Here is a 14046-nt window from a genome sequence, read left to right on the forward strand (position 1 = left end):
TTCGCCCTGCGGCGAGGAATCCCGCTGTATTGGATCGACGGAGATGTTCATCAATAAAGTTCCTGTTTGGGATGAGCCGGGGCATTATGATTAGACGATATTATGGCGAAGAAAGTTTAATTGTGGCAAATGAAGACAGTTACAGGAAATCGCAAATAATGGCTGGAAATGCTACAGCCCCTTTGAATAATTATGGGTGCCCCGGTTTTATAAAGAGCTAGGGATTATAGCGTCGTCTGTGTGACGGCACACTTGGTACGAAAGTTGCATAGTCTAGGGCTGAACCGGGGCAATCCCAATTATTACCGCTGTTTAACAATCACCGCTTCTTTGATCTTTAACGCAGATCGGTGCAATCCACCGCAAGCCTTTTAACAGAATAATAAGGAGCCCTTGAACGTTCGACCTTGTCTTGCTGCTGCTGCATTAAATCGTGGAGCGTTACCGAGGACAGCACACTCCAAAAGGCGTCGTTGGCTTCCTGCCACAGGTCGCGTACGGCGCAACAATCGGCCCTTTGGCACAGCGCTTGATTTTCAAGACAGTCAATGAAAGCGATTCTAGCGCCGAGAGCCTTAACAATTTCGTTGATTCGGATTTCCGAGGCACTCCTATTTAAAAAAAATCCGCCGCGCGAGCCACGCACGCTCCTCAGCATCCCGGCTCCTTTCAAAAGTAAGACGAGTTGCTCGAGGTATTGTTCGGATATCCCCTGCCGGCGCGCGACGTCTTTAAGGCTTACGGGACGCTCCGAACCGTTTTCTGCGATGTCCATCAGCGCCCTGACCCCGTAGCGAACCCTTGTTGAAATTTTCATCTGCTTCCTCCCCGGATTTACCGGAAGAGCACCCTAAAGTTGTTCACTCAAACTCAACAACGAATGAAAGGAAAGAACCTATGTCAATATATAACTAATATTATTAAATTAGTAGCTATTATAAATTGTAAAAATATTGTTGTCAACTGTCTAAATTACGTTAATCTGAAATTATTTTGGTAAAATGTATCACGTTTTTAGGGAAATGTCAAATAAAGTCTAAGGGGGACATTTCGCACAGATCGACCGGAAGAGGGTGGTGCTAAGATAGCGATCACCACGGTCGGGCAGAATCACAACGACCGTACCGGAAGTCATTTCGCGGGCGATACGCAGCGCGCCGGCCACCGCCGCGCCGCTCGACATGCCGACAAAGACCCCTTCTTTCACGGCAAGCAGCCGTGTGGTTTCAAAGGCTTCGCCGTCCTCAACCGTGACCTTTCCGTCGAGCTCTTTTGGGTTGTAAATCGCAGGGACGATGGCTTCTTCCATGTTCTTTAGCCCCTGTATCGCGTGCCCCTTCGTAGGTTCCACCCCGATAATCCTAATCCCGGGTTTTGCTTTTCTGAGATACCTGCCGGTTCCGATTAGTGTTCCGGTGGTTCCCATACCGGCGACGAACACATCGACCTCTCCCCCGGTCTGAGCAAAGATTTCGGGGCCCGTGGTTTCGTAATGCGAGAGCACGTTGTTCTTGTTGGCGAACTGGTTGGGCATGTAATACCTGTCCGGCTCATTATCCAGAAGGTTTTGCGCCCTCTTGATGGCGCCGTCTGTGCTCTCCCGCGCAGGGGTGAGCACAACCTCCGCGCCGAAGGCCTGGAGGGTGCGTTGTCTTTCCACGCTGACGCATTCCGGCATGAAGAGCTTGACCCTGTACCCCTTAGCAGCTCCGATCATGGCAAGGGCGATTCCCGTATTTCCCGAGGTGGACTCAAGTATTATCTTGTCCCCGGTTAACTCCCCGGACTCCTCGGCTTTCTTGATCATGTAGTATGCTGGGCGGTCCTTGACTGAACCACCCGGGTTGTTGCCTTCAAGTTTCCCGAATACCCTTACGTTTTTATTGCCGTTAAGGTTAGTCAGTCCGACAATCGGCGTGTTACCAATGGTTAATAGAATGCTCACCTTGGCTTTACCTCCAGGAATTCTGTTCTTGCCCTCTACTCCGGTTACTACCTACCGGCTACCGACCTTTCGTTACTACCTCCACCGTGTCGCCGACCTGAACCGGACCGGTTTCGAGCACCTTCACAAAAATGCCCTCGCGCGGCATCACGCAGTCCCCGGCCTGGCGGCGAATGGCGCAGGCGGAGTGGCACTCCTTGCCGATTTGGGTTATTTCCCCCAAAGCGGCGCCGATCTGCAGCACGGTGCCAACCGGCAGGTGCATCAGGCCCAGTCCGCGGGTGGTGATGTTTTCCGCAAAATCACCCGGTCCGACATCTAGACCTTTCGCCCGCATCTTTTCTATGCTTTCAAGAGCGAGAAGGCTCACCTGGCGATGCCAGGTACCGGTGTGGGCGTCACCCTCCAGGCCGTGGCCGGTTATAAGCAAGCCCCTGCCGATGTTTTTCTTGCGCTCGCCCTTATGCTCACTGCGGCAAACCGCTACAACCTGTCCCTTCTTGTCGGCTTCAGCGCCCCAAGCTCCCAAAGTCTTTTTCACCTCCCACGGTGGTGTGTCCTGTATCGGTCGATCATGACGGTCGCGAGCAGAGCCATGTTCTTTTAACATAACCGCGGACCGGGTTTCTGTCAACTAGGTCACATTAACCGCAACGACACAGGGCACACGGAGGGGATAAAAAGTTACGGTCACGAGTCACAAGTCACAGGTTAAGTCCCCGGTCCTCAGTCCTGAGTCCTGAGTCAAACGGCGGTCCGGAATCCAAAATTCTATATTCGACTGCTGGCTACTGACTACTATGCTCTTTTGAAGCCTTGGCGTTTTGGCAGTTAAAAATGGCTTACAAACGGCTTACGGCGGGGCGCAGAGCCCTGGCGGCGTTGAGAACGGCCAGCAGCGCGACCCCCACGTCGGCAAAGACCGCTCCCCAGATGGTGGCGATTCCGGCGGCGCCGAGGATCAGGAAAAAAGACTTGGTTCCCAGGGTGAGGGCGATGTTCTGGACGACAATCCTTTTGGTCCCGCGGGCGATCTCAATGGCCGCGACCAGTTTGCCGGGGCGGTCGTCAGTGATTACGATGTCCGCGGCTTCGATGGCGGCGTCGGAGCCGAGACCGCCCATGGCCGCGCCTACGGCAGCCCGGGCAATAACAGGGGCGTCGTTGATGCCGTCACCGACAAACAACAACTTTTCCCGTCGCTGGTCTTTAAGGGCGGCCTGAAGTTCTTCGAGTTTTTCCACCTTGTCTTCCGGCAAAAGCCGGGCGAAACAAGTGTCAACCCCTAGGGCGGCGGCCACTCGACGCGCGGAGGTGGCGTCGTCGCCGGTCAGCATCACCGTTTTCTTTATCCCCAATCTTTTTAACGCGGCGATGGTTTCCGCAGCGTCCTCCTTGACTTCGTCGGAAATAACTATATGCCCGGCCAATGCGCCGTCCACCGCCACGTAGACCACGGTTCCCGGAATATCGCAATCATCGTGAGGAATGTTTTCACGGTGCAGCATAAGGTCGTTTCCGGCAAGGACCGCGCGGCCGTCCACCCGGGCTTTAACCCCGAAGCCTGCGATTTCCTGGAAATCCTCAGGCGCGTTTACCGCTGTCTTTCGCCCGTAAGCTTCGATAATCGACCTGGCGATGGGGTGGTTGGAGCCGGATTCTACCGCGGCGGCCAGCCTCAAAACCTCATTTTGGCGGTGACCGTTTTGGGGGGTCACCGCTGAGACCCGGAACACACCTCTGGTCAGGGTGCCGGTCTTGTCGAAGACCACGGTGTGCAGGCGGGTAAGGGCCTCCAGGAAGTTGCCCCCCTTGATCAGGATGCCGTTGCGGGAGGCGCCGCCGAGCCCGCCGAAATAGCTCAGCGGGATGGAAACCACCAGCGCGCAGGGGCAGGAGATGACAAGCAGCACCAGGGCGCGGTAAATCCAGTCCGAAAAGGAGGCCCCCGGCAGCAGCAGCGGCGGAACGACGGCGATCGTCAGCGCTCCCAGGACCATCGCCGGTGAGTAATACCGTGCGAAAGTGGTGATGAACTGTTCCGTGGGCGCCTTTCTGGACGCCGCGTTTTTAACGAGGTCGAGGATTTTAGCGATTGAGGATTCACCGGCGGTCCTGGTAACCCTGATTTCCAGGAGACCCGGTCCGTTAACCGTACCGGCAAGGACGTCCCCGCCCGCTTCCACTTTCCGGGGCACGGGTTCCCCGGTAAGGGCGGAGGTGTCGACGAACGACGATCCCCCGACGACCTCGCCGTCGAGCGGAACCCTTTCGCCGGGGCGGACGATGATGGACTGGCCGACCTGCACCTCTTCCGGTCTGACCCTAAGCGTTTCACCGCCGGCCTTCAGGTTGGCGATATCCGGCCTGATCTCCAGGAGGGCGGTGATGGAACGCCGTGAGCGGCCGGCCGCCAGTTCCTGGAGGTACTCCCCGATCGAATAAAAAAGCATGACCGCCACGGCCTCGGGCACCTGGTGAATGACGATGGCGCAGACCGTGGCCGTCGTCATCAGAAAATTTTCGTCGAAAACCCGGGCGCGCAGCAAGCCCTTGAATGCCTCCAGGATAATCCGCCCGCCGACCAGGAGGTAAGCGGTGAGCAGAATCAGGTATTCCGCCCATGCGTAGCCGTTACCGCGCAGAACGGCGCCGAAAACAACACCAGCGGCGAAAAGAAGTCCCGCCGTTACGATGGCAGGCAGCCGACCGCGATTTTCCTCCGGGACGTTTTTTTGTCCCGGAGCACAACGCGGGCAACATCCGTTACAAGTGTCCTTTATTTCCGGAATCGTTTTATTCATTTGCTTAATATCGGCAAGCGCCACTGTTGCACCAACCCGCTCCGTTAAACGGCATTATAATCGTCGGACTCTGTCCGGGTTTTACCTGACCTCCGCGAAATGTTCCCGGGCCTCACGGATCAGGTTGACGATGTGCTGGTCATCGAGGGAGTAGAATACCATTTTGCCCTTCCGGCGGTATTTTACCAGGTGTAAGGCTTTCAGTATCCGCAGGTGATGAGAGATGGCCGGCAGGTTCATTTCAAGCAACTCCGCCAGGTCGCAGACACATAACTCTTTATGGTATAAGAGGTAAACGATCTTGGTGCGTGTTTCGTCGCTGAGAACCCTGAAAAGCTCCGACAGTCCCTCGACCTCAAGCACCTTATTCCTGAGCCGGGCGGATTCGCCGGAGGGGCAAAAACTGTCACAGACGTCGGGATCGGGTTGTTTTTTCGGCGGCTCGTGTACCATATGGACCCTCCGAGTGTGATTTTTGGGGCTGCTTATAGATTATACATTTAAGCAACTGTTTAATTGATTATATGAAAAGGGCTTGTCCCTTGTCAAGCAGACGCTGAAAAATACGTGCGCGCCGTCGGTCTTAAGGGAATAAGAGATTGACGCCTTTTGCCGGAACCCGTATAATTTTTAAAAGGGGTTCAGAAGAACCCGCGGAAACCGCAATGACAATAACGAATAACGGATATGGAAAGGAATCACTTGAGGACTTCTCGGTTCCGGCTTCCAATCGGCGCGGTTTCCCCTAGAGTCCGTTCATAATTGTAACGTAGAATTTCGGAATCAGAGTTTCGTAAAACTCTTGAATAGGCCATGGAGGTCTTTGACTGAAGTGGTTTTTTGTTTTTCAAGGTTATATTTCTTGGAGCAGGGGGTTGTTTATGCCGCCGGACGGCGAATGTGTATTTTCTTTGTCCGACGTGGGTTTCCGCTACCACCCGGACCGGCCGGTTATCGAGGACATCAGCTTCCGTATCCGTCGCGGGGAACGCCTGGTGCTGCTCGGGCCGAACGGTTCCGGGAAATCAACGCTCTTGAAGCTGATGGCCGGGCTCCTTTTCCCGACCAGCGGCACGTTGACCGCTTACGGTGAACCGATGGGGGCTCCGGCTTTCAAGGACCGGCGTTTTGCCCGGTCTTTCCGGCGGCGGGTAGGAGTAGTGCTGCAGAACGCGGACGCACAGCTTTTTTGCCCCACGGTCTGGGACGAGGTGGCTTTCGGACCGCTTCACCTCGGTTTGTCCCCCGGCGAGGTAAAGGAGCGCGTTACCGATACCCTGTCCCTCGTAGAAATCGCTCATCTCGGGAACCGCCTGCCGCACCGGCTCTCGGACGGGGAAAAGAAGAAGGTGGCGCTTGCCGCCGTGCTTGCCGTCAATCCGGAAGCGCTGTTGTTAGACGAGCCTACCGCCAACCTTGACCCCCGTTCGCAGCACTGGCTGTTGAATTTCCTGCTCACGCTTTCCCGCGCGGGTAAGACGATCGTCGTGGTTACGCACGACCTCGTTACGGTGCCGGTGCTGGCGGAAAGGGTTCTGGTCCTGGGGGAGAACCACAGGCTGATTGCCGCCGGGGGGCTGGAGGAGATACTCTCCGACCGTAATCTTTTGTTATCGGCGAACCTGGTGCATCCGGACTACCATCTGCATCAGGTGGGAAGCGGCAGGGATCACATCTACCCGCATGTTCACCTTTTCCATAACGGGATGGAAGCGCATGCAAAGGATGCCGGCTCAATCCCGGAGCACGGTACGGAAAAGGGCCACGGAGGCCGGAATTAGAGGTTGGAGGTCGGAGGTTGGAGGATCAGAAGCGGCTGAAACAATAAAGGGCTCCGATAATCACGGCGGCGGAAGCGATCCAGATGAAGTCAACCGCCCGCAGGCGGAAGCGGTCGATCAGTCTGGGTTCACCGGTGTAGCCGCGGGCGAGCATCGACTCGTAAACCGCTTCGTGCAGGGTGTACGACCTGGAGGCGATCACGCCGAGTATCCCGCCGAAGAAGGCCCTTTTCTCTCTCCGGCTGAGCGGACCTACCATCCGGAGTTTACGGGCTTCGAGGGTCTCAACGGCGACCTTGACCAGGAGAAAAACGTACCGCAGGGTTATTTCCAGGATCAAGATAACCAGCCGCGGGATACGGAACGCCCGCAGAGCTTTAAGAAGACTGGTCCACGGCGTGGTATAGGTCAAGAGCAGCGCGAGAGACGTTGCCGCGCCGGCGCGCAGAAAGATGACGGCGGCGCGCAGGAGACCGGCGTCGGTGACGGTAAGCGGGCCGGAAAAACGGATGAATCCGATATCTATGCCGTCACGCAGGAGCACCATCAGCGGCGCGCCCGGAGTCACCGGGCTCAGGGTGAGCGGAACGACCATTACTCCGGCAAAAATAAGAGTGAAGCCCCATGTGCGCGCCAGGAAAGAGACGAGCGGGACGCGTGATGAGACTGCCAGAATGAGTACCAGTCCATAAGATGCAAGCAGAACCGGAAGGTGGTTTTCGGCGGTGAGAAGGGCTATGAAAACAACGGTGGTTATCACCTTGACCCGCGGGTCCAATGCCTGCCAGAAGCCCTTTTTTTCTTCCGCCGATTCCGCGGAAAGGGTTTCCGCGAGAAACCGTTCCAGGCCTTTAAGGGCTTTCTCGAGTGGTCCCTCGGTGCGGCGCCGCTTCGGAACATGGGTCAAATCACCCGTGGACGCCGCCGGTTCACTCAGCCACTGTGGGATTTTCATGCCGGTCTCCTTGGGATTTTCAGTGTTCAGTAGTCAGGATACAGGAAAAATCCCGCGTTGTACAGTGACGCTTTTAGAAAAAGGTTCTGAGTTAACCATACCGCCTAAGCGGAACGTGAAGGAAGTAATGCAGACCCGTAAGCTTAAAACTTAGAAGCAGAAGAGTAACATAAACGGAACGCGGCGAGAAGCAAGTAGAGCGCGAAAGCCTGTCGGGGACAGCCCGGAGCGTATCCCTGAAATACGTGAGGACCCGGCCGTGGCAGGCTGACAAAGCTATGCGCAGCTTATCGTCGCGCCCTAAAAAAGAACACTTAAAGGGGGAGAGAAGATGCATATACCTGACGGTTTCTTAAATCCTAAAATATGGGCGGCCTGCGGCGTTATTTCAACCGCTCTGGTCGGGGCGGCGATAAGGCAGACCAGGGAGGCGCTTGCTGAGAAACAGGTTCCTGTGATGGGGGTCATGGCGGCATTCATCTTTGCCGCCCAGATGATCAACTTTCCGGTCTTCGGCGGCACGTCCGGGCACCTGATCGGCGGTGTTCTGGCCGCCGTTCTTTTCGGTCCTTTCAGTGCGGGTATCATTATGACCGCAATCCTGATCATCCAGTGTCTTATCTTTAACGACGGCGGGCTGACGGCTCTCGGCGCCAACGTTTTAAATATGGGTTTCATCGCTCCTTTTACGGGCTATGCGGTTTATAAGGCTCTGCGGGGTTTGGGGGCTGCGGCCGCTTCATTCGTCGCGGGCTGGATTTCCGTGCTTGCCGCGGCTGCCGCCTGCGCGCTCGAACTTGCCCTTTCCGGGACGAGCCCCATCATGGTGGTTCTGCCGGCGATGCTTTTCTGGCACCTGTTCATCGGGGTCGGTGAGGGCATAATCACGGCGGCGGTGTTGGGGTATCTGCAGCGGACGCGCTCCGGCTTGTTGACCCGGACCGCCGGGATATGAGGTGACATAATGCGCAGGGAAATATGGATTGTAATTGTTGCGGCTGTGATCGTGGCGGGTATCCTTTCACCTTTTGCCTCATCCGATCCGGACGGGCTGGAAAAGGTGGCCCGGACCAATGGTTTTATCGATAAGGGCGAGGGTAAGGCAGTAGTTCACGCGCCAATGGCGGACTATACCCTTCCAGGCGTTCGGAGCGAAGGGGTTTCTACGGCTGTCGCCGGCATCGCCGGTACGGCGCTTACCTTCGTAATAGCCTTCGGTGCCGGACGGGTTCTGAGGTTAAGGCGAAGGCAGGAGGTAGAAGTCAGAAGATAGAAGGTGGAAGGTAGAAGGTAGAAGACAGTAGGCAGTAGTCAGGAGACAGTAGGCAGAAGTTAAAAGACAATAAACACAAGATAGAAGGCAAGGGAGTCCCATTTTTACCTTCTGAATTCTGGATTCTGACTTCCGAATGCTATCTTTAACGTTGAACGTTGAACTTTGAACTTTGAACTTTGAACTTGGAGGCAGTAGTCAGTAATTAGAAGACAAAAATAAGTTAGAAGGCGGGAGTCTTATTTTTGCCTTCCGTCTTCTGACTTCTGTATTCCGGCTTTTACATTCTGGATTCTGGCTTCTGGATTCTGAATTTTGTTTTTGAACCTTGAACCTTGAACCTTTCATTCGGGCTGTATCAAAAGGGCTCCGGCCAGAGACGGATCGCCGTGAATGGTCTTTTCCCCGGAGTAGGTTACGAAACCGGGCCGCGCGCCTTTGGGGCGCTGGACGTTGGCGCGGCGGGTCCAGTCTACGGGTACGGACCTGTTGCGGCGGCCCTGGCTGAAGTGGGCGGCCAGGGCGGCTGCTTCGGCAAGCACTCCCGGAGACGGTTCCCCGCCTCCGGTTTTGATTATAACGTGGGCGCCCGGCACCCCGCGGGCGTGAAGCCAGATATCGTCGGCGGCGGCCATGCGGAAGGTGACATAGTCGTTCTGCCGGTTGTTTTTCCCGATGAGAATCACAAAGCCTTCGGCCGAAGCCAGTTTCAGCGGCCGGGGCTCCTCTTTTTTATCCTTCTTGTGCGGGGCGGCGCCGGTCTGAAGGTACCCCTGTTCCGCAAGTTCTTCCACGACCTCCGTGAGATCCTCCAGGCCGGAGGCCTGCTCGCCGGCAACACTGATGCCCGACAGGTAGGCGATTTCTTCCTCCAGCCGCTGCCTTTCGTCTGCGGCGCGCCGGCGGGCGGTTCGGGCTTTGGCGTATTTCTTGAAATACCGCTGGGCGTTCTGTCCCGGCGTAAGCGCCGGATCGAGCGGTATAGTCACCGGCGGGGCATCAGGGTTGTAGACGTTTTCGCATATCGCTTCATCCACGTGGGGGCCGAGGCGGTATAGGTTGGCGGTGAGGAGTTCTCCGAACATCCGGAAACGGTCCGGCTCCGGGTCGGACAGCAGGGTCTCGACGTTCTCGAGCTTCCGGTTCAGGCGCCCGATTTCCCGGGTCAAACACTGCTCGATCCGGTGCTTTTGCGCGGCAAAAGCCGCTGCCCGGTTACGTTCCCGGTAGAACCGGTCCAGGACTTCGTTCATCCCGGCGCGGACCGGCTGACCGGCGCCCGCCGAAGGTTCGAAGGCGGCATAATCAGCCGGCGTTTCGCCCTTGAGGATCAGGGTGGGTGATGCGCCACCACCCGTGACGGAGTCCACGAGTTCCCTTAGTGATGCGTGGAGGCGCCGGTATTCGTAAATACCGCAGCCTTCCAGGGCTGCGTCCGGATCAAGTCCCGCCCGGCGGGCCACCTCCCGGGCGCTGAAAAGGCTGAAACCTTCGTAAAGGCGCTGAATGCCGGTCGCCGCCCCTGTCTGCGGTCCCAGAGCGCTCAGCGCGTCAATGAAATCGTCTTCGGCGGCCGCGCGGGGGTCCGCTTTACCGGAAGGGGGCGACGGGGTGAAAACCTGGCCCGGAAGCACCTCACGGTAGCGGCTGACGGCGTGGGAGTAACGCTTAATGGCGTCAATAATCTTGTTTTCCGCGGGGTTAAGGAGGATAATGTTACTGTGCTTGCCCATTATTTCGGCGATAAGCAGGTGCGTGACGGGCCTGCCGAGTTCATCCGTTCCCTTGAGTTCGATATGAAGGATGCGGTCCAGGCCCTGCTGGGTTATCGCGGTTATCCGGCTGCCTTCGACGTGCCGCCGCATGGTGGAACAGAAGAAAGCGATTTTGGCCGGGTTCCGTCTGTCCGTTTCCGTAAGGTGTACACGGGCCGCATCGGCGGCGGCGGACAGGAAAAGCCGGTGCTTTTCGCGGTTGCTGCGTACCGCGAGTATTATTTCAAGTGCGGCGGGCTGGTAGACACGCTCGACACGGCCGCCGGTAATAAGGGCATTAAGCTCGCGGGTTACGCTGTTTAAAACCAGGCCGTCAAAAGGCACCTAGGGAATCTCCTTTATAATAGAATAAATACTTCTTTAGATGGGCGCGTCGATAAGCAACGCGTTGCTGCGTCAGCCCGGCAGAGCCGAATCCTCACGTACCTTCCGAGTACGCTCCGGTTCGTCTCTACCAGTCTTCCTTGCACTGCATTATTTCTTCGCCGCGTTCCGCCCGTGTTACGCTGCTGCTTTTGAGTAATCGGCTTACGGGTCAACATCTTTGATCGTTCGTAGTGCTGCTGCGGCATGAAGAACTCTTCAAGCCTTTAACGTTGAACTTTTAACCTTGAACTTTGAACCTGAGTATAACAGGGGTGGAGGTGCAGGTCAATGCGGGGAAACACGGGCACTCTGGTGCGGCTTCGGGCCGGCAGGGTCTTGAGGACAATCGATTCCCGCCCCGGCCTTATCGAACTCGTGGTGGCCGTGGAAGGCGCGGAAGCGAAAGCCATAGCCTATGAGGCCTTTACCGGCAGGCCGGCTCCGGGCGACGAGGTCCTGCTGAATACAACCGCTGTGGCCGAAGGTCTGGGAAGCGGCGGGTATCATTTTGTGGTTGCGGGCCTTTTGCCCCGCAGCCTGGAAGCCCCTGAAAAAGGGCATATCATGAAGCTGCGTTATACGCCGGCGCAAATCAAGGTCATGGCGGTGGAGGAGCCGGACAGCCCGTTCCACTCAGTGCTTGAGAACACGGCGGACCTTGGCGGGGTGCCGGTGGTGGCGCTGGAACTCCACAGCCAGCTTGCTCCGGTCGCCGCCGCGCTCTGGCGGCAGGGCGGGGGAAGGCTTCGCCTGGTTTACGTGATGACCGACGGCGCCGCTTTACCGCTGGCTTTTTCCCGCACCGTCCACGCCCTTAAGGGGAAAGGGCTGCTATCCGCTACGGTGACCGCGGGTCACGCCTTCGGCGGGGATTTCGAGGCCGTGAACGTTTATAGCGGCCTTCTGGCGGCGCGCTACGCCGGCGAGGCCGACGTGATTGTGGTCGGGATGGGTCCCGGCGTGGTGGGGACGGGAACGCGCTTCGGCACGACCGCCATTGAGCAGGGGGAGGTGGTCAATGCCGCCGGCGTCCTCAACGGAAAGCCCGTGGCCGCTCTGCGTCTCAGTTTTGCGGACCGGCGGGAGCGGCACAGGGGTGTAAGCCACCACACCTTGACCGCGCTGGGATCGGTCGCCCTGGTTCCGTGCGCCGTGCCGGTACCGGTCATGGAAACGGAAAAAACGGCTTTGGTTCTTCAACAATTAGATGCGGTGGGCATAACCCGGCGTCACCGTTTGGAAACGGTGGACGCCACGGGGGTTTTTGACACTTTGGATGAATTGGAACTGAAAGTAAGCACCATGGGGCGGGGCCGCGACGAAGAGACGGAGTTTTTCCTTGCGGCCGGGGCCGCGGGAGTGCTCGCCGCAAAACTCGCCCTCGCGGAAGCGTAAGAGAACGTTCAACGTTCAGCTCATGCCGATAGACACATTTAAGATCGGAAATTCGGGGGACACCATACGGAATTATTGCCCCCGGGAACCGATACCAATTATAATACAGGTATGGCAAGAATAGCGCGGGTGGTAGCGCCCGGTGTACCCCACCATATTACACAGCGTGGTAACCGGCGGCAGCAAACATTCTTTTGCGAAGAGGACTATAAAGCATATTTACACCTAATGGCGGAATGGTGTTCCAGGTGGAAGGTCGAGATTTGGGCCTATTGCCTGGTGCCGAACCATGTACATCTCATAGCCGTACCACCGTCAAAAGAGGCCTTGACAGGAGCGATTGCCGAAGCCCATCGCCGCTATACCTCCCGGGTAAACCTGAGGGAAGGATGGACGGGGCACTTGTGGCAGGGACGTTTTTCTTCTTTTCCAATGGATGAAGCTCACCTGTATGCCGCGGCACGCTACATAGAGCATAATCCTGTCCGTTCCGGATTAGTGGCAGAACCGTGGCAATACCCCTGGAGTAGTGCAGGGGCGCACGTTGCGGGGCACGACGACCGGTTGGTGCGGGTCAGGCCGTTGTTGGAAATGTTCGGCGATTGGCGGGAATATCTTGCCTGCTGCATGTCGGTCGAGGAGATCGAAGCATTACGGCTTCACGAGAGGACGGGGCGACCGCTTGGTGACGAATCTTTCCTTACCAGTCTCGAAGAAGCACTGGGACGGGCGTTGCGGCCACGCAAGAGCGGACCTAAAGGACCCCGGCAGAAAAAGAATTGAGTAAGTAATTTAGTATGGTGTCCCCAAGATTCTACCCCCCCAAGATTCTACCAGTTTGCTTCAACTCTCGTACAATACGTCCGGTCGCTGGACGCCGCTGTGACTGAGTTGCAGCGAATAACGGACTTGCTGTGCCGAAAGGCCCAGGGTGAACAAGGGTATTCGATTGAAGCCTACAATCAGGATTGCGATCATTACAACAAACTTGTAGAGCAGTACAAGATCGTGGGCAGCACGCTGAACAGCCTCGTTCGGGGTATGTACCCAACCGGAATTACGGTCATAGTCAATCGTTTTTGTGCTTGGAAACGGAGGTATTAGCAGGTGATGATCATTCTTGTTGGCACTTTTGTCCTCGCAGTGATTGCTATGCGGGTCCAACGACAGGTTGGGCTTGAAAAGTGGCAAGTATCGCTGATCTTAATTGGGCTCGCTATCATCTTGTATCTGGCGAATGTCTTCCTAATCCAGCATTTCATCAAAAGGCGTGCTCCCGAACTCGCATCAAATGAAGAGGTAGTTCCAGGGACACAGGCCTGGGAGCTGACGGCCGACCTCGGCATTGTTCCCAAGTGGGTATCCGTTCTCGGCTTGCTCTCCATCTCTGCTATTATAACAGCAGTAGTGCCATGGATTGTCGCTCTCCTGAAGTGATCCACAGGGCATGCCGCATAACAAGCGCTTCCAGCGGTCGCCGAAGTTATGTTGGTGCTTCAATCGAAGGATTTTCCCGGCGCCGCCGAAGCGCCGGACGTTTGCTATAAGATGACTTGGCGCCATGACGTTAAGATGCTATAATGTCTTTAGATGACAAAGGAGGAGGGCATTATGACAGCACAAACCAAGAGGGCGACCATCTACTTTGACCCCGATTTGCATAAAGCGCTGCGGCTTAAAGCCGTAGAGACCAACCAATCCTTATCCGAACTTGTAAACGAAGCCGTCAGAGAGGCGCTCGCCGAGGATGCC

The 14046-nt window shown here is 56.6% G+C and carries 14 protein-coding genes; 7 read left to right on the forward strand and 7 right to left on the reverse strand.

From position 1 onward, the window contains the following. Positions 1-337: 337 nt before the first annotated feature. From AB1500_05915 to AB1500_05935, 5 genes are all read right to left on the reverse strand, one after another. Positions 338-817 carry an Rrf2 family transcriptional regulator gene (locus tag AB1500_05915; protein ID MEW6182700.1) on the reverse strand — a complete coding sequence of 160 codons (480 nt, stop codon included), beginning with the start codon at positions 815-817 and terminating at the stop codon, positions 338-340. Positions 818-1036: 219 nt separating this feature from the next. Beyond that, positions 1037-1945: a cysteine synthase family protein gene (locus AB1500_05920; GenBank protein MEW6182701.1), complete on the reverse strand. Its 909-nt coding sequence runs from the start codon at positions 1943-1945 to the stop codon at positions 1037-1039. Positions 1946-2003: 58 nt separating this feature from the next. Beyond that, the gene (locus AB1500_05925; GenBank protein MEW6182702.1) at positions 2004-2474 is read right to left on the reverse strand and encodes an MOSC domain-containing protein; all 471 of its coding nucleotides are present in this window, start codon (positions 2472-2474) and stop codon (positions 2004-2006) included. A 313-nt stretch (positions 2475-2787) separates the two neighbouring features. Then, positions 2788-4773: a heavy metal translocating P-type ATPase gene (locus AB1500_05930; protein ID MEW6182703.1), complete on the reverse strand. Its 1986-nt coding sequence runs from the start codon at positions 4771-4773 to the stop codon at positions 2788-2790. 57 nt (positions 4774-4830) lie between these two features. After that, positions 4831-5202: a metalloregulator ArsR/SmtB family transcription factor gene (locus tag AB1500_05935; protein ID MEW6182704.1), complete on the reverse strand. Its 372-nt coding sequence runs from the start codon at positions 5200-5202 to the stop codon at positions 4831-4833. 428 nt (positions 5203-5630) lie between these two features. Between AB1500_05935 and AB1500_05940 the strand changes: the two genes are divergently transcribed. Continuing rightward, on the forward strand, positions 5631-6530 hold the full coding sequence (locus tag AB1500_05940) for an ABC transporter ATP-binding protein (GenBank protein MEW6182705.1): 900 nt from the start codon (positions 5631-5633) through the stop codon (positions 6528-6530). 25 nt (positions 6531-6555) lie between these two features. On the opposite strand, the gene cbiQ is transcribed toward AB1500_05940, so the two are convergent. Then, the gene (cbiQ, locus tag AB1500_05945; protein ID MEW6182706.1) at positions 6556-7485 is read right to left on the reverse strand and encodes a cobalt ECF transporter T component CbiQ; all 930 of its coding nucleotides are present in this window, start codon (positions 7483-7485) and stop codon (positions 6556-6558) included. A gap of 331 nt (positions 7486-7816) precedes the next feature. Between cbiQ and AB1500_05950 the strand changes: the two genes are divergently transcribed. Beyond that, the gene (locus AB1500_05950; protein ID MEW6182707.1) at positions 7817-8440 is read left to right on the forward strand and encodes an energy-coupling factor ABC transporter permease; all 624 of its coding nucleotides are present in this window, start codon (positions 7817-7819) and stop codon (positions 8438-8440) included. Between the two features lie 9 nt (positions 8441-8449). Further along, a complete protein-coding gene (locus AB1500_05955; GenBank protein ID MEW6182708.1) occupies positions 8450-8758 on the forward strand; it encodes a PDGLE domain-containing protein in 309 nt (102 codons plus the stop codon). Positions 8759-9102: 344 nt separating this feature from the next. Here the strand turns inward: AB1500_05955 and AB1500_05960 are convergent, their stop codons facing one another. Beyond that, entirely contained in the window at positions 9103-10857 is a 1755-nt protein-coding gene (locus AB1500_05960) for an NFACT RNA binding domain-containing protein (protein MEW6182709.1), read from the reverse strand. Between the two features lie 330 nt (positions 10858-11187). On the opposite strand from AB1500_05960, the gene AB1500_05965 reads away from it, so the two are divergent. The 4 genes from AB1500_05965 to AB1500_05980 all read left to right on the forward strand — a co-directional run. Then, complete coding sequence (locus AB1500_05965) at positions 11188-12294, forward strand: DUF3866 family protein (GenBank protein ID MEW6182710.1); 1107 nt, start codon at positions 11188-11190, stop codon at positions 12292-12294. A 111-nt stretch (positions 12295-12405) separates the two neighbouring features. Continuing rightward, on the forward strand, positions 12406-13077 hold the full coding sequence (locus AB1500_05970; GenBank protein MEW6182711.1) for a transposase: 672 nt from the start codon (positions 12406-12408) through the stop codon (positions 13075-13077). Between the two features lie 324 nt (positions 13078-13401). Then, positions 13402-13731, forward strand: a complete 330-nt coding sequence (locus AB1500_05975; protein MEW6182712.1) for a hypothetical protein — start codon at positions 13402-13404, stop codon at positions 13729-13731. A gap of 174 nt (positions 13732-13905) precedes the next feature. Continuing rightward, a partial coding sequence (locus AB1500_05980; protein MEW6182713.1) for a ribbon-helix-helix domain-containing protein occupies positions 13906-14046 on the forward strand: 141 nt, incomplete at its 3' end.

This window comes from Bacillota bacterium (genome assembly GCA_040755295.1).
Classification (GTDB): Bacteria; Bacillota; Desulfotomaculia; order Desulfotomaculales; family Ammonificaceae; genus SURF-55.

Bases quoted from the DNA above. Each gene is read 5' to 3' on its own strand.
- AB1500_05915 (MEW6182700.1), bottom strand. From the start codon at position 817: ATGAAAATTTCAACAAGGGTTCGCTACGGGGTCAGGGCGCTGATGGAC.
- cbiQ (MEW6182706.1), bottom strand. From the start codon at position 7,485: ATGAAAATCCCACAGTGGCTGAGTGAACCGGCGGCGTCCACGGGTGAT.
- AB1500_05955 (MEW6182708.1), top strand. From the start codon at position 8,450: ATGCGCAGGGAAATATGGATTGTAATTGTTGCGGCTGTGATCGTGGCG.
- AB1500_05940 (MEW6182705.1), top strand. From the start codon at position 5,631: ATGCCGCCGGACGGCGAATGTGTATTTTCTTTGTCCGACGTGGGTTTC.
- AB1500_05950 (MEW6182707.1), top strand. From the start codon at position 7,817: ATGCATATACCTGACGGTTTCTTAAATCCTAAAATATGGGCGGCCTGC.
- AB1500_05970 (MEW6182711.1), top strand. From the start codon at position 12,406: ATGGCAAGAATAGCGCGGGTGGTAGCGCCCGGTGTACCCCACCATATT.
- AB1500_05965 (MEW6182710.1), top strand. From the start codon at position 11,188: ATGCGGGGAAACACGGGCACTCTGGTGCGGCTTCGGGCCGGCAGGGTC.
- AB1500_05935 (MEW6182704.1), bottom strand. From the start codon at position 5,202: ATGGTACACGAGCCGCCGAAAAAACAACCCGATCCCGACGTCTGTGAC.